General features: G+C 61.7%; 17 protein-coding genes. 9 read left to right on the top strand and 8 right to left on the bottom strand.

Annotated elements, in window-relative coordinates; all coding sequences use genetic code 11:
• The first annotated feature begins 17 nt into the window (after window positions 1–17).
• Together RG2_RS10705 and RG2_RS10700 are read left to right on the top strand one after the other, a co-directional pair.
• Window positions 18–1,163 carry an Rv3169 family protein gene (locus RG2_RS10705; RefSeq protein WP_033234940.1) on the top strand — a complete coding sequence of 382 codons (1,146 nt, stop codon included), beginning with the start codon at window positions 18–20 and terminating at the stop codon, window positions 1,161–1,163.
• The gene (locus RG2_RS10700; protein ID WP_033234941.1) at window positions 1,156–2,187 is read left to right on the top strand and encodes a phosphotransferase family protein; all 1,032 of its coding nucleotides are present in this window, start codon (window positions 1,156–1,158) and stop codon (window positions 2,185–2,187) included. The genes RG2_RS10705 and RG2_RS10700 overlap by 8 nt, the downstream gene beginning before the upstream one ends.
• A 22-nt stretch (window positions 2,188–2,209) precedes the next feature.
• Here RG2_RS10700 and RG2_RS10695 read toward each other — a convergent pair whose 3' ends face one another.
• Genes RG2_RS10695 through RG2_RS10680 form a run of 4 tightly spaced genes read right to left on the bottom strand, consistent with a single transcriptional unit; the run spans window position 2,210 to window position 5,118 of the window.
• Window positions 2,210–3,025, bottom strand: a complete 816-nt coding sequence (locus tag RG2_RS10695) for an enoyl-CoA hydratase/isomerase family protein (protein ID WP_033234942.1) — start codon at window positions 3,023–3,025, stop codon at window positions 2,210–2,212.
• Complete coding sequence (locus RG2_RS10690) at window positions 3,022–4,035, bottom strand: TIGR03617 family F420-dependent LLM class oxidoreductase (protein WP_033234943.1); 1,014 nt, start codon at window positions 4,033–4,035, stop codon at window positions 3,022–3,024. Before RG2_RS10690 ends, RG2_RS10695 begins: the two co-directional genes overlap by 4 nt.
• Entirely contained in the window at window positions 4,032–4,649 is a 618-nt protein-coding gene (locus RG2_RS10685) for a TetR/AcrR family transcriptional regulator (protein WP_033234944.1), read from the bottom strand. Before RG2_RS10685 ends, RG2_RS10690 begins: the two co-directional genes overlap by 4 nt.
• 22 nt (window positions 4,650–4,671) lie before the next feature.
• Window positions 4,672–5,118 (bottom strand): PPOX class F420-dependent oxidoreductase, encoded by a 447-nt coding sequence (locus RG2_RS10680; protein WP_033234945.1) that lies wholly within the window; start codon window positions 5,116–5,118, stop codon window positions 4,672–4,674.
• Window positions 5,119–5,270: 152 nt separating this feature from the next.
• Here RG2_RS10680 and ctaD point away from each other — a divergent pair, with 152 nt between their 5' ends.
• The 3 genes from ctaD to RG2_RS10665 all read left to right on the top strand — a co-directional run bounded on the left by ctaD (window position 5,271) and on the right by RG2_RS10665 (window position 7,938).
• On the top strand, window positions 5,271–7,001 hold the full coding sequence (gene ctaD, locus RG2_RS10675) for an aa3-type cytochrome oxidase subunit I (protein WP_033234946.1): 1,731 nt from the start codon (window positions 5,271–5,273) through the stop codon (window positions 6,999–7,001).
• A gap of 122 nt (window positions 7,002–7,123) precedes the next feature.
• The gene (locus RG2_RS32265) at window positions 7,124–7,528 is read left to right on the top strand and encodes a YtxH domain-containing protein (protein WP_230590181.1); all 405 of its coding nucleotides are present in this window, start codon (window positions 7,124–7,126) and stop codon (window positions 7,526–7,528) included.
• 107 nt (window positions 7,529–7,635) lie between these two features.
• Window positions 7,636–7,938 (top strand): hypothetical protein, encoded by a 303-nt coding sequence (locus tag RG2_RS10665; RefSeq protein ID WP_033234947.1) that lies wholly within the window; start codon window positions 7,636–7,638, stop codon window positions 7,936–7,938.
• A 139-nt stretch (window positions 7,939–8,077) separates the two neighbouring features.
• Here RG2_RS10665 and RG2_RS10660 read toward each other — a convergent pair whose 3' ends face one another.
• The gene (locus RG2_RS10660; protein WP_033234948.1) at window positions 8,078–8,998 is read right to left on the bottom strand and encodes an NAD-dependent epimerase/dehydratase family protein; all 921 of its coding nucleotides are present in this window, start codon (window positions 8,996–8,998) and stop codon (window positions 8,078–8,080) included.
• 118 nt (window positions 8,999–9,116) lie between these two features.
• Window positions 9,117–9,872, bottom strand: a complete 756-nt coding sequence (locus RG2_RS10655; RefSeq protein ID WP_051730574.1) for a TspO-related membrane protein — start codon at window positions 9,870–9,872, stop codon at window positions 9,117–9,119.
• 94 nt (window positions 9,873–9,966) lie between these two features.
• Between RG2_RS10655 and RG2_RS10650 the strand changes: the two genes are divergently transcribed.
• The 4 genes from RG2_RS10650 (at window position 9,967) to RG2_RS10635 (ending at window position 12,803) form a co-directional block, all read left to right on the top strand.
• On the top strand, window positions 9,967–10,770 hold the full coding sequence (locus RG2_RS10650; protein ID WP_033234949.1) for a hypothetical protein: 804 nt from the start codon (window positions 9,967–9,969) through the stop codon (window positions 10,768–10,770).
• Between the two features lie 202 nt (window positions 10,771–10,972).
• Window positions 10,973–11,389 carry an ATP-binding protein gene (locus RG2_RS10645; protein ID WP_133637964.1) on the top strand — a complete coding sequence of 139 codons (417 nt, stop codon included), beginning with the start codon at window positions 10,973–10,975 and terminating at the stop codon, window positions 11,387–11,389.
• Window positions 11,390–11,488: 99 nt separating this feature from the next.
• Window positions 11,489–11,869 (top strand): hypothetical protein, encoded by a 381-nt coding sequence (locus tag RG2_RS10640; protein ID WP_033234950.1) that lies wholly within the window; start codon window positions 11,489–11,491, stop codon window positions 11,867–11,869.
• Between the two features lie 73 nt (window positions 11,870–11,942).
• On the top strand, window positions 11,943–12,803 hold the full coding sequence (locus RG2_RS10635) for a PhzF family phenazine biosynthesis protein (RefSeq protein ID WP_033234951.1): 861 nt from the start codon (window positions 11,943–11,945) through the stop codon (window positions 12,801–12,803).
• 14 nt (window positions 12,804–12,817) lie between these two features.
• Here the strand turns inward: RG2_RS10635 and RG2_RS10630 are convergent, their stop codons facing one another.
• Window positions 12,818–14,332, bottom strand: coding sequence for a cobyric acid synthase (locus RG2_RS10630; protein WP_033235033.1), 1,515 nt, complete (start codon window positions 14,330–14,332; stop codon window positions 12,818–12,820).
• Between the two features lie 2 nt (window positions 14,333–14,334).
• Window positions 14,335–15,192: a type I methionyl aminopeptidase gene (gene map, locus RG2_RS10625; RefSeq protein ID WP_033234952.1), complete on the bottom strand. Its 858-nt coding sequence runs from the start codon at window positions 15,190–15,192 to the stop codon at window positions 14,335–14,337.
• Between the last annotated feature and the right edge of the window lie 139 nt (window positions 15,193–15,331).

Below are 15,331 nucleotides of genomic sequence, written 5' to 3'. Positions count from 1 at the left end.
TCACGAGAGGGCCCGCAGTGATCACTCCGCACGACGAACTGCTCATCCACCAACTACCCACGACACTCGACCACGTCTCGCAAAGCGACCTGCGTTGGACCGAACGCATCGTGATGTACGGGTTCGACAAAACCGGCGAGGTCTCCGTCATGACCGGCCTGGCCAAATACCCGAACCGCAACGTCCTCGACGCCTACGCGATGGTCACACGCAAGGGCGAAGAGGCTCGCGTGGTTCGTCTGTCGACCGAACTGAACCCGCAGACCGGCGCTCTTGCGGCCTGGAGCGTCGGGCCGTACACCTACGAGATCGTCGAACCGCTGCGCAAGGTTCGCTCGACCGTCGAGTCGAACGAGCACGGACTGAGCCTGCAACTCGATTTCTCCGGCGACTTTCCGGTCTACGAGCAGACGGCAGCATTCCACCGCACCCGTGGCAGAGTGCGCGAGGACGCCCGTCGCTTCTACCAGAACGGCACGATCACCGGCTGGATCGAGATCGACGGCGAGCGCATCGAGATCGATCCCGACAACTGGTGGTTCGGCCGTGACCACTCGTGGGGCGTTCGCCACGGCGGCGGGGGCGGCAGCCTGTCGGAGGGCGCGAACCTGCAGCCGTCGGAGGTTCCGGAGGGAGTCCTGTACTACATGGGGATCTTCCAATTCGACGACGAGGTAGTGCATTTCGCGCAGCGTGAAACGAGCACGGGAGCGCGTTGGCAGTTCGAGGGCGAGGTGCTCTTCCCGATCGCCAGCGACAAGGACCCATTACCCATCATCGACGTCGAACACGACCTGAAGTTCCGTGACGATCTGCGCGTCGTGAAATCCGGTACCTTCACCGTGCATCGCGCCGACCGAACCACCGACGTCATCGAAGTGAATCCGGTGTGTGATTTCTGGCCGGGACTAGCCGGTTACGACGAATACCGCGGTTACGCCTCGGGCATGTACCGCGGCAAGGACTTCAGCGACAGCTTCACAGTGGACATCACCAACCTCGAAGAGATCCGCCAAGTGAGCATGCTCAGCGAAACACTGTGCGAGGTTCGGATGGGTGACAAGATCGGGCACGGACTGGTCGAGATGGTTTTCATGGGTGTGAACCCCCGGTACGGGTACACGGACTGGTCGGCAAACCGGACGGACGCACACAATGACTGAACGTGTCGACACGGAAGCCCTGGCATCGACCCTGGAACCCGTTGTTCGCGAACAGATTCCAGGCGCACAGGAAGCGAAGATCGTCGCCTGGCAACGCACCGAGCGCGGGTTCTCGACCGAGACGTACCTGTTCGAGCTGGAAGGGTCCGAAAATTCGGGGGCGGGCTTCGTATTCCGACGCCCACCCGAGATCTCCCTGTTTCCCGACTACGACCTACGACGCCAGTATTTGGTGTCGAAGCGACTTGCCGGTACCGATCTGCCTGTCCCCCGGATGCTCTGGATAGACAACGCCGATAATGCTCTCGGCGGGCCGTACTACGTCATGGAACGCATCGGAAATGCCGAGGCTCCCAGCGATTTTCCGTCGTATCACACCGCCGGAAACTACTTCGAGGCAGACGAGCAGAGTCGGGCGCGGATGTGGTGGGGCTGCGTCGAGACGATGGCCCGCATCCATCAACTCGACCCCGGCGAGCTTCGCCTCGACTTTCTCTCCATGCCGAGGTTCGGGGACAAACCGATCGAGCAGGCCGTGAACTATCTCGACTGGGCCGTGCGTTGGGCAGCGCCGAGTCTGTCGCCGGTAATGGAGAAGGCACTGTCGTGGCTCCGCGCGAATATCTACGAGCCCGAACATGTCACGTTGTGTTGGGGCGATGCGCGCATGTCGAACATCCTCTACAGCCCGGACCATTCCGTTGCCGGTGTACTCGACTGGGAAATGGCGTATCTGGGTGATCACGAAGCCGACCTGGCGTGGATGCTGTTCCTCGACTGGGCCTGCAGCGAGTTCGAGGGTCACCCATCTCTGCCTGGCACACCGACCCGGGAGCAGACGATCGCCCGCTACGAGGAACTGACAGGATGGCCGGTCCGGAACCTGTTGTTCAACGAGGTGCTCGCTGCGGTGCTGTTATCGGTTCCGCTACTGCGACTGTCCACGCACCTACAACTCGGTGAGCACGCGGACATCACCGCATTCTGTAGCCGCCGCCTCGAACAGTTGTTGGCACACGCCTAGCGCGGCCTGACCCCACACTGAGTCATTGCGGAGCAATCTCCTGCCAGTCGGATGACAGCCGTGAGACCCAGTGTGGGTCACGCCGTTCCAGGTAGGCGCGAACCCCCTCGGACGAGTCGGGCTCACCCATCACACGCAAGTGCAACTCTGTCTCGAGGTCCGCTACCCGCTCGGGACCGTAGCCGTGTCTGGCCGACTGCCACAAGAGACGTTTGGACAGCGCAACCGACATGGGGGCAACATTCACCGCGATATCCCGAGCGATGCCCAGGGCGGCGGGCAACACGTCGTCTGCGGGCAGGCAACGGCTCGCGAGTCCCAGCCGAACAGCCTCCGCACCGTCAAATGTGCGACCGGTCAACAGGATATCGGCAGCAACCGCCATACCGGCAATATGCGGAACGGTCCAATGTGACATCGCGTCGGGCAACACTCCCCGGCGAACCTGCGGAATCGCATACTTGGCATCCGTGGCAAAAATCCGGATGTCTGTTTGCATCGCGATAGTCAGTCCGATACCTATCGCGTGTCCGTTCACCGCCGCGATCACGGGCTTACGCAAATCGAAGGCCGGTGGGTTGATCGGCGATGCCGAAAAGCCGTCACCGACAGGCGCATCGAACGTGTCCGCGCCTCCCTCTAGATCTGCGCCCGCACAGAATGCCGGCGGCGCACCGGTCAGCACGATGGCACGAACGTCGTCATCGGCGTCAAGATTCCGGTACGCCTCACCCAGTGCTCGACCCATCGCCCCGGTGAACGCGTTGCGCCGCTCCGGCCGGTCAAGGGTGACTACGGCTACGCCGCCGTCCACCTCCACCAGCACCCCGCTTGTCATCGCATTTTCCCGAGCGCCGAAATCATCTCCGCAACATGGGAATCAGATACCGAGTATGCAGGAAAGTAACAGCACACGCGCTCAGCGTGGTCGCCGAATCGCGCGACGATCTTTGCCGCACATTCCTCGGGGGTGCCCACCACTGCAAGCGTGTTCATCATGTTTCGATCGATCAGGTCCGTCATGGCAGCAAACTCGCGCCGCTTGGAGAGCGAGTTGAGTTCGGGCTGAACATCTTCCCAGCCGTCGACCTCCAACACCGGCCGATACGCCGGCGTAGAACCATAGAACCCGAGCAGACTCCGGACCCCGCGCTCGGCGTCGGCGAGTTCGTCTGCGGTGCGCCCGACACCAACCAGCACCTGCGGGTAGATCGCAAGATCCGCCCTGGTACGCCCGCCGAGTTCGAGCCCCTCCTCGATCGCGGGCATGGTCCGCTCGCGAAAATGACGGGCACTGTTGAAGGGCATGACCAGCAACCCGTCTGCCACTTCCGCAGCAGCCCGAGTCATCAAGGGCCCCAACGCCCCCAGACAGATTTCCGGCGGACCGTACGGATTAGGTCCAGGATCGAACGTTGGTGGCATGAGCGTGTGCTGGGTGAACTCGCCCACGAAATCCAGGGGCGAACGCTCTTCCCACGCAGTGAAGATCGCTTTGATCGCAAGTACTGTTTCCCGCATTCGTGCGGCTGGCCGCGACCACTCGCTACCGTAGCGTCGCTCGATATGGGGACGGATCTGCGAACCCAAACCGAGCCGGAATCGACCGCGGCTCAATGCCTGTATGTCGTTTGCAACATGAGCGAGGTGCAACGGACTGCGGGGCAACGCGATCGCCACATTGGTCATGAGGTCCGCCTCGACCACACCTGAAGCTGCGACGAGCGGGACAAAAACGTCGTGTGCGCCCTCGAACGTGAAAAGACCGTCGGCGCCCAGCGCTACAAGTTCCTTCGCGCGCGCTGCCGAGTCTTCGGGACGTGAATCCAACTGGAGATCGATCTTCATTCGTGCCCTGCTTTCAGACCGATCGTCTCGCTTGCATGCACTGCCAACACGAACAGCGAACCTGCAAGTGAATCGACGAAACGGTCCTCGTCCTCGGCGCCACGCGTGAGACCACGCATAGTGGTGGCGCCCGAGAGTAGATCGAACAGGAACGTCGCGTCGACGTCGGCCGGGATTTCTCCCCGCTCGGCGGCACCGTCCAACATCTCTTGAAAGGCCTTGCGAACCGGCGCGCCGATGGCCAGTAATCGCTGCCGGGCGTCCTCACTCTGAGAGTCCGCGAGCAGTCCGGGAACTCCGGCCCTGGCCGCAGGTCGCGCGGCTCGAACCAGGAAGATCCGCACCCACGTCGCGAGGTCTGCTCGGAGGTCTCCGGACACCTCGGGCAACGGATGGCCTCCGGTCCCGTGCACTGCTTCTTCGATCAATGCTTCGCGAGTCGGCCATCGGCGGTAGATAGCCGGCGTATTCACTTCGGCTGACCGGGCGATGGCGGCAATCGTCGTCTGCTGGTAGCCAACTTCGGCCAGGAGGCGGCGCGCTGCAACCAGCACAGCTTGGTCCTTGCCCGGGTCGCGCGGCCGGCCGGCGCGTGGAGTCTCCGAATTCACCATTACATAGTATCTCGTAACGTTATTAACCGGTGCCCGACATGCCGTACACATGATCTGCTCGCACACTCAGGATCTGGCGGCGTTCCGCCACCATCGCGCGGCGGTAGTCCTCCCAGTCGGGATGCCCATTGCCACTGATGTCTCGATAGAGATCAACCAGCGCGTCGACCACCTCGTCGTGTGGATCGGAAGCTGATGGAGTCAACTTCGCAATGCCTTCGATCACTGCATAACTCCAGAAATCCGGAGCACTCACATGCAGTGACACCCGCGGGTCCCGCTCGGCATTTTTGCTCTTGACGCGGTCCGCCGTAATCGAGATCGATGCCGTTCGCGACTCGGAATCCCAGCGATAGATGATGTTGGACAGTTGCGGCCTACCGTCCCGCTTGATGGTTGCCAAAACACCCTGTTTCCCATTGGCAACAAGCTCGAAGAGTGCGTCCCGGACTTCCGTATCGTCGCTCATAGCCCGGACAACGACGCAGGAATGGATATTGTTCCGCACCGGGATCCGCCGAGAACCCACACCATCCGAGATAGTTCAGCGCTGTTTCGCCAGCTTCAAGTACGGGTAACAACTCTTGCAGTCGCGCTTCCATACGTGCGATGGGAGACCTGATGACCGCAGTACCAGTCCGCGCCCTCGTAGGCCGACGGCCGTATCCCCCACGCCGCCTGCGGAAGGGCCAGGCGCTTCTTGACACGTTGACGACCACAGATCCGAAGAAACTCGGCTTGATGTATCTGTTCACGTCGTTCGCCTACTTCTTGATCGGCGGCGTGATGGCGTTGATGATGCGTGCCGAGACAGCTGTTCCAGGAATGCAGTTCCTGTCCAACGAGCAGTACAACCAACTGTTCACCATGCATGGCACCATCATGCTTCTGCTGTACGCGACCCCGATCGTCTTCGGCTTCGCGAACTACATACTGCCGCTGCAGATCGGAGCACCTGACGTCGCGTTTCCCCGATTGAACGCCCTCAGTTACTGGCTCTACCTGTTCGGCGCGATTACTACGATCAGTGGGTTCGTCACCCCTGGCGGCGCGGCCGATTTCGGTTGGACTGCGTACGCGCCGTTGTCCACCGACACGTTCTCACCCGGCGCCGGAGCCAACCTCTGGATTACCGGTCTTACATTGGCCGGAGTCGGAACCATTCTCGGAGCGGTCAACATGATCACCACCGTGATCTGCCTCCGCGCGCCGGGAATGACGATGTTCCGCATGCCGATCTTCACCTGGAACATCTTCATCACGTCGATACTGATCCTGATCGCCTTTCCGATCCTGACTGCAGCCCTGATGGCACTCCTCGCCGACCGAAACCTCGGCGCACACGTCTACGACGCGAGCAACGGCGGTGCCGTCCTGTGGCAGCATTTGTTCTGGTTCTTCGGCCACCCCGAGGTCTATATCGTGGCCCTCCCCTTCTTCGGCATCATTTCGGAGATATTGCCGGTCTTCAGCCGCAAACCGATCTTCGGCTACAACGGCCTGGTCTACGCCACTCTCGCCATTGCGGCGCTGTCCATCGCCGTCTGGGCACACCACATGTTTGCCACCGGCGCCGTTCTATTGCCCTTCTTCTCCTTCATGACCTTCCTGATCGCGGTGCCCACCGGAGTCAAGTTCTTCAACTGGATCGGCACAATGTGGAAGGGACAGTTGACTTTCGAGTCACCCATGCTGTTTTCCCTCGGCTTCTTGGTCACGTTTCTGTTCGGCGGATTGACTGGCATCATCCTCGCGAGCCCACCACTCGACTTCCACGTCACGGACAGCTATTTTGTCGTCGCGCACTTCCACTACGTTCTGTTCGGCACAATCGTGTTCGCGACGTTTGCCGGCATTTACTTCTGGTTCCCGAAGATGACCGGCCGGATGCTGGACGACCGGCTCGGCGTCTGGCATTTCTGGACCACGTTTGTCGGATTCCACGGCACATTCCTTGTGCAGCACTGGCTGGGCGCAGAAGGAATGCCGCGCAGATACGCCGACTACCTACCTTCCGACGGGTTCACGATGCTGAATTCCGTGTCCACGCTCTTCGCGTTCGTTCTCGGTGCATCCACGTTGCCGTTCGTGTGGAACGTCTTCAAGAGCTACCGATATGGCGAAGTGGTCACGGTCGACGATCCGTGGGGATTCGGAAACTCGCTCGAGTGGGCAACCAGTTGTCCCCCGCCCCGGCACAATTTCACCGAACTTCCCAGAATTCGATCAGAACGCCCCGCGTTCGAACTTCACTACCCACACATGGTCGACCGGATGCGCGCCGAAGCTCACATCACCAGCGATGGCCACTCCGCGCGCGCAATGTCCTTGGAAGACACCGCTGATCGTTAAGACGCTCCGTCATACCGCCGCTCGCGCGGTTAGCAGGCTTGTTGACGGGTATTCGTGGGTGGACGAGCGATCAGTGACAACTCGTCCACCTCGTTCCATGCCGGACGACACCAGGAGACGTCATGCAGAAAGCACTGATCTTCATAGCGGGCGCCGCTGCGGGATTCGTCGTGGGCACCAGATCCGGACGACAAACCTACGAAAAGATGAGGGACCAGTCCCTCGAACTGTGGCACAACCCGACTGTCCAGGAAAAAGTGAGCGAAGTGGCGGAAACCGTCAAGGAGAAGGCACCGCAGGTGCAACACAAGGTCGGCGACCTTGCCAAAAAAGCTAGCCACCACAACGCCGAGACAAGCACTGCGAGCGGTCCAGCCATCGGAGAAACACCCGATGAGGTTGCGACCCCAACTCCGACAGCGGAAGGCAACTCGCCCGGCACCCCGGCCCCGCCAGACGATGCCGCACCAAGCGATTCCGGCCAGGGGCACACCAGCCACAACCAAAACCCGGATCCGAAAGCCTGACCTGACAGAGGCGTTGGTGTGCGGGACAACGGAAATCGCGTGCACCCGAGCCGAACATCCGTCACCTCAATGCAACTGTCGGGTGAACCTCGACCTACAGTTGTCGGATGTCTGTGAATATCGATGTCCGTTTTGGTGTGTATGGCCTCACGCCGGCAGACGCCGACGCGATCTACACATTGTTCGAGCAGGTAGTTGAGGAAAATCGGCTCGAACGTGAGGTGGTCATCTCACGGCGAGAAAATCCCGAAGGGACCCGTGACGTGCACGTCGTGTCACAGCATCCCGTAATTTTCAGCGGTTTCTACAAGTGGCGTCCCACCTTCGAGAAGTCGTTGCAGCTTCGCGTCGCGGAGGCGGTTCCGCCCGCGAAGGTTGTGTTCGACTGGAACTACCCTGACGAGGACTGAAGACGAGGATCGCGGTAGCGGCGCGTAGCGCGGCCGCAAGCCGCGGCCTGGCTCGCTGGGCCGGCCGGCCCGCTGTCCACTGGCGTGGGCTTGGCGACACACCGAAACAGGATCACCAAAAGGACAGCGGGCCACGACGTCAGCGTGCGTCGACGGCTTCCTTCACTGTCTCGTGCATCTCGGTAAGTGCTCGCGCACAGTCGTTCCGGGTGTAACCGAGGAGCGCGGTGTCGGCGTCAGACGGCTCGTAGGAGATGACGTTGCCGCGCCCCTGGACGATGAAGCTGTCCGGAAGGATGGGGTGCTCCTCATTGCGTTCGCCGATCTCCCGGTCGCCGCCTGCCGCAGCAACCAGCAACTGGAAATACTGCTGGTAGGTGAGATTCTGGTCGCCGATCAGATATGCCTTGCCGGATTCCGCGTGTTGCAGCGCGCCCCAGATCGCTTCCGCCAAAGACCGCACCGACATGAAATTGGTGCCGCCGGCCGGAGCGAAATCAGGAATCTGTGCCTCGTTGCCCGCAGCCCACGAGAACATCTTGCGGTAACGCTTGGCAGACGTTCCACTGATGACGCCGAGAATTGAGGGCGGGTTCAGCGTCGAGACATTGAAGGTCTCGTCGGCCAACGCCCGTGCTCCTTCGTCGGCAGCCTTTCGCGCAGCGATGTACGGCATCGTCTCTGCCAATTCGGGACGCAGATGGTGGTAGTAGCTTCCCACCTGGACGAACCGGGCAACACCAGCCTCTTTGGCCAGGGCCGCGAACCGCGGCACCCCACCGGACTGTGTCTTCTCCCAGAATTCCGCCTCGTCGACGCCGCGGCCCATGTGTCGCACGTCCTGACCGGCGGCAAAGACGATCGCGTCGAACGGTGCCAGTTGATCCGCTGTGAAAGTTTGTTCCGTGTAGTCACCGAGCAGGACCGGGAAATCTCGCACAGGCGAGTCATCGGCGAGTGGATTACGCGCCGCGACGGTGACGTCGTTTCCCATGTCGCGAAGGTGAAGTGCCGTGTGGGCACCGATCATGCCAGTTCCGCCAACAATCAGGATCTTCACAGAATGCCTCTTCTTTACGTAGAGAATTACTTCAAGGTGGAGAAATACTTCGATTCATGAATCTAGGTAAACCGGAATCGCTTCGGGATGACTTCTCTCACCAACCGGGATCAAAAATTCATTTCGCCGGGTGCGCGCCGGTCAGGTCGAGCCTGACGCCGGCGGTATAGACACCGACCAACAGGGCGGCAAGCACTGCCGAGATACCGACCGCCGTGTTCGCCACTTCGCCACCCAGTCGGCCCTGCGCCACCCACGCGAGTCCCCACACAATGCCGATCGACGGCGCGATCGCGCCGCGCGAACCGGTCGCAAGGCCAACTCCGACCATGGCAGCGACGGCGAGAACAATGACTGCCCACGTCGTCGCGGCACTCGTGATACCTAGATCGACGAGCCAGGCAGTGACGTTGGCAATGGTTGCGACGCACACCCAGCCGAGATACAGACCCATGGTGCCGTCCGTGATCACCGCGTCGATCCCGTTCTCCGGGCGCTGTCGCTGAAGCAGCACGAACACTCGCGCAAGCACGGCCAGCAGACTCGCGATAATCACGACGCTCAGCCACAACAATCCGGCCTGCACCGAGAGAATCCAGGCAGCATTGAGGAGCATCGACACCGCTATCGCGGGACGCAAGGCCTCGTGACGCACAGTTCTGCCCGGCAGGAACTGCCAGATCGCGTATGCGAGAAATCCGCCGTAGACAACCGACCAGATCGAGAACGCAGTCCCGGCCGGTGCCACCAGCGTTGACGTAGCGCTCAGTGCACCTCCTGCTGCCTCCGCGATAGGCGTGCCGATCCAGGCTCCCGAACCGATGAACGATCCAACTACTGCGATCACGGCGCTGACAACAACGACGAGTTTCATAACCTGACCCATACCGGATGTATGCCCAGCGAGTCCGAGTACGACTCCCGTTGGCGATCGCGGTGCCACGGCGTTCCCGGTGTAACAATGATGTGTGGACTTCGACAGCACAGCCGACGAACTCTACGCACTCGACCCGTCCGAATTCATCGGCGCGCGACGCGCCGCAGTCGCGCGCGCCAAGGAGTTGGGCGATACGACGCTGGCGAAAAATCTGAATGCCCTGCGCAAACCCACAACAACGGGTTGGGCTCTCAACCTTCTCGTTCGGGTCGAGCCGGAAAGCGTCGATCGCTTGCTCGAACTCGGGGCAGCACTGCGATCCGCACAACAGGCCCTACGCGCTGAAGAGTTGCGGTCTCTGGCTTCCCGGCGAGCGGCCGTCATCTCAGCGCTGACCGAACGCGCCTCGGCCGCGGCACAAGATCGTGGCCGCCCGCTGTCGGAGACAGTGATGCGCGAGATCGGGCAGTCACTGTCGGCGGCGCTCTCCGAACCCGATATCGGCGCCGATCTACGTCGCGGCCGGATGCTGGGCTCAGTGTCGTACAGCGGCTTCGGCCCTGCCGCGCTCGCATCGGTACCTGAACCGACCGCACCGGCGCCTTCCGACGCCGAGCCGAAAGGACAGCCGACTGGGGCCGCGCGAAAACAGGCCCAGGCTCGCGTCAGTGACGCGGAAACTGCTGCGCATCAGGCTACTTCGGAACTCGACTCGGCTACTGCGAGGGTGAACGAGGCGGCGCAGAAGGTCTCCGATCTCCGAGAGGCTTTGTCACAGGCCGAGCAGGAGTGCCGGTTTGCCGAGTCCGCTCGGCGCACCGCCGAGGAAGCCGCGGAGCGGGCGGCGACGAAGCTGACGCAGGCCAGGGATCTTGCTGCCGAGTTCGACACCTGATATTTCCCACGTCCGACCCATCCGCATTCGATCCGGCTACGAATGCACTACAGACGGCATCTGGCCTGTCCCTGCCGAATCGTTTCGACGGGAGGCCACTGGAAAGAGCACCTTTTGATGCGCGCACTGGTAGTCATCAGGACGGTCCGCCGCCGCTGCTTCCTGACACGACACCGCAACGCATCGCATCGTAGGAGCACTCATGGTTGTCGACGAGTCTTTCCCTTTACCTTCACTGTCCGTAGCCGCCACCGCTGATCAGCTCCATATCCTGCGAGCTCTCGTCCGGTCGAGGGGCAGACACCACGACCTAGCAGCCGACGCTGTGGCAGACCTCGTTCTCGCGGTCGACGAAGCAGCGAGCACTCTTTTGCGCCACACGCCTACCTGCAGCACTCTCACGTGCACCGTCGGAGCCGACCCTGGCAGCGTGTCGGTGATCCTCACCGGGACGACGTCTGCAATGGTCGACACCAGTACAACCTCATTCAGTTGGTTCGTTCTGCAAACGCTGGTGGACAGCGTCGCTCTGGAGCAGTGTCCGTCCGCAGTCGCAGGCCCTACCGAGATGTGGGCTGTGACCGTGACCTTGGACATGACACTGAAGGCCGACCCCTGATGCCATCCACGGACGACGAGCGTCCAGCTGGAGTCCTCAGCACAAACAAACGGTATGTGCGACGGAGGTAGGACAACGGATTGTGGGTACACAGAGATCATGACACCAATCCCCACTGCGCGATTGCTCCCTCAAGCTCTCGGTGTCCTGACCGCCGCCTACAGCGCCGCCCTCGTCCTCTCACCGAGAATTCTTGCGAAGCCGTGCAAACTCACCAAGGCTGACGGCAGCATCGCACCGGAAGTAGCGACCGTGATCAGGGCGGTTGGAGCGCGGGATGTCGCGAGCGGACTTCTGCTGGCCATGGCACCGTACGGGCCGGCGCGTCGCGGCGCTGTCGCGTTCCGAGCCGCAGCCGATCTCGGTGACGCCGCAATCTTCGGATCGACGCTGCCCGGAACCGCAACGCGGCTCAAGGTCGCTGGATTCGCGGCCACCTGGGGCTTGCTGTGCGCCTACAGCTGGCGCTACGCGGGCTGATCGAAACGCTCGCAGTCCGGTTCCGACCATCCGGCTCTTTCGTGTCGGCACGTCCACGAGAGATAATCGCTTCATGGCCATCACACCCGATATCCTTCGATATACCGCATTCAGCTCCGATCCCGCGGGCGGCAATCCCGCAGGAGTGTTGCTGGACGCACGGGGGCTGAGCGACGCGGAGTTGCAGGCCATCGCGACGGACATCGGATACGCGGAGACTGCATTTGTCACCAAGCCTGGATCCGAGGAAGACAAGCAACACAACGTTATTCGATACTTTTCCCCTATTGCGGAAATTCCGTTTTGCGGTCACGCCACCATTGCCACCGCGGTCGCGCTTACCGAACGCGACGGCGCAGGAACCTTCACGTTCGAGACATCCGTCGGACCGGTGTCGATCACGACCACAACAGAGGCATCAGGCATTCTCGCAACGTTCACCAGCGTGGAACCTGCAGTCTCGCCCATCGACCATGCCGTGCTCACTGCACTGCTCGGCCTCGTGGGCATCGACTCGTCGGCAATCGACACCAACTTTCCGCCGCAGCTGTCGTATGCCGGAAACACCCATCCGATTGTGGTTCTCGGTGACAAATCGACCTTCGACCAGTTCACATTCGACCCCGCGGCAATGCGCACACTCATGGACGCACAAGGCTGGGCCGGAACCGTGACCTTCCTGCATCAATTGGACGCCAACACTTTCGAAGCCCGAAATCTCTTCCCCGCGGGCAACATCACCGAAGACCCGGCAACAGGATCTGCGGCAGCTTCCACCGGCGGATACCTGCGGGCACTCGATCCCGCTGACACTCCTCGGCGCATCACAATCCACCAGGGCAGACACGTCGGCCGTCCGAGCGTCCTACTCGTCGATATTCCGGCACAGGGAGGCATCGCTGTAACGGGAACGGCTGTCCCGATCACCGCGTAGGAAACTAGCGAGCGTTAGACGTAATTCACGTGAGAGGTGATGACGGGCAATCCATTCGGCACTCCCCCGCCGATCAGTTCCTCGAGAGCATCCTGATCGAGGTACTTCTCGACGAGGTCTGCAAGGAGGTCGAGTTGCTGTTCACGAACCGCAGCCACCGAGGTATCCGGCGCCACGACAAACCCCACACCGGCAATGTCCGTCAGGAAGGTGCGGCGATAGGCGTCGCTTTCCAGAAGTCCATGCCAGTGGGTGCCGCGAACCGACCCTCGAACACTTCCTTCCGGCGAACCGTCGGCAGCGGTCAACAACGGAAGATCGTTGTTGCGGATCACCCGTCCATGATGAATCTCGTACCCGGACACCGGAATACCGTCGGAGTGACCGTCGACCTGAGCCAGCACTTTGTCCGAAGCGAATTCGATGTCGAGGTCGAGCAATCCGAGTCCGGCAGTAGTGCCCGATCCTGATTCGACGTCGTCGACGATGGATTTGCCCAACATCTGATAACCACCGCAGATTCCCAGGATGGCTTGCCCGCGGCCTGCTCGAGCGATGATCTCGTCGGCCAGGCCCGTGCTGCGCAACCACTCGAGATCACTCACGGTGGACTTGCTGCCTGGAATCACCACGAGGTCTGCGTCGCGAATACGTGCCGGGTCGGTGACCCACGAAACCGCAACCCCCGGTTCGCAGGCGAGAGCTTCGACGTCCGTCGAATTGGAAATGCGCGGCAACCGAACTGCCGCGACCGTCAACCACGCCGAACCGACGGGCCGTCCGGGGCGACCCACCGGTGCATTACCGGTGACTCCCAGCGAATCCTCCGCGTCGAGCCACAGATCGTCGGCAAACGGGATGACACCCAGCGTCGGGCGTCCGGTCAGTTCGCGGAGTTGTTCGAGGCCGGGCTCGAGCAGCCCGACGTCACCACGGAATTTGTTGATCACAAAGCCGGCAATCAAGGCCTGATCACTCGGCGAGAGAACCGCGACCGTTCCGAACAGATGAGCCAGCACCCCACCGCGGTCGATGTCGCCGACCACGATCACCGGAATGGAAGCCGCTTCCGCCAATCCCATGTTCGCGAGATCGGTTGCCCGCAAATTGATTTCAGCCGGTGAACCGGCACCCTCACAAATCACGACGTCGAAGTCGCTACGCAAAGACGCCAGATCCTCCGCGACGACGCCGCGCAGCCACGCACGGTGCTGCATGTAGTCCCGCGCACCGACAGTTGTCATCGCCTTACCACGAACGACCAGCTGCGATGTCCGGTCACTTCCCGGCTTGAGCAGTACCGGGTTGAACCGCACACTCGGTTCGAGACCGCAGGCACGGGCTTGAAGTGCCTGAGCACGGCCGATCTCCCCGCCGTCGAGAGTGACGACGGAGTTGTTGGACATGTTCTGCGCCTTGAAGGGCGCGACGCGTACACCGCGACGCGCCAGCATCCGACACAACCCGGCGACAAGGACACTCTTGCCCGCGTCGGAGGTCGTACCCGCTACGAGCAGGGCACCGCGCAGGGTCAAGGCAGAGTCAGGATCTCGGCACCGGTGTCGGTGACAACCAGGGTGTGCTCGAACTGAGCCGTCCACTTGCGGTCCTTGGTGACCACGGTCCAGTCGTCTTCCCAGATTTCGTAGTCGATGCCACCGAGGTTGATCATCGGTTCGATGGTGAAGACCATTCCGGGTTCGATGATCGTTTCGACGCCGGGCTCGTCGTAGTGCAGGATCACGAGGCCGTTGTGGAAGGTCTCGCCGATGCCGTGGCCCGTGAAATCACGCACGACGCCGTATCCGAATCGGTGAGCATAAGACTCGATGACCCGACCGATCACGTTGAGCGCGCGGCCCGGCTTGACGGCCTTGATCGCCCGCATCGTGGCTTCGTGGGTGCGCTCGACAAGAAGTCGATGCTCCTCGGATACATCACCGGCGAGGAAGGTGGCGTTGGTGTCGCCGTGCACGCCGCCGATGTATGCGGTGACGTCGATATTGACGATGTCACCGTCCTGGATGACCGTGGAATCGGGGATTCCATGGCAGATCACCTCGTTGAGGGAGGTGCAGCAGGACTTGGGAAAGCTCTTGTAGCCCAACGTCGACGGGTACGCACCGTGATCGATCATGTACTCGTGAGCAATGCGGTCCAGCTCGTCAGTCGTGACGCCAGGTGCAACGGCCTTGCCCGCTTCCTGCAACGCCCGCGCGGCGATCTTGCTCGCGACGCGCATCGCCTCGATGGTCTCCGGCGTCTGGACCCAAGGCTCGTTGCCTTCCTTGGCTGTCGGCTTCCACGCGTACTCGGGCCGCTCGATCTTCGAGGGCACAGCAAGGACAGGTGAGACGGTTCCGGGGACCAACGGTGTACGCACAGACATGCCGAACAGCCTAGCCCCCGATCACGGTGCTAGCCGGACGCACTCCAGTTCCCGCGACTGCGGGCCAGCGCCTCCAGCACGGCAAGTCGTTGACTGCAGGATCCGCGTCCACGTCTGAGCGTCGTCGAAGCCGGTTGTG

Source organism: Rhodococcus globerulus NBRC 14531 (genome assembly GCF_001894805.1).
In the GTDB taxonomy this organism is placed as follows: Bacteria; Actinomycetota; Actinomycetes; order Mycobacteriales; family Mycobacteriaceae; genus Rhodococcus_F; species Rhodococcus_F globerula.
The sequence above is the reverse complement of the archived record's forward strand: the minus strand, read 5'-3'. Positions and strand labels throughout refer to the sequence as shown.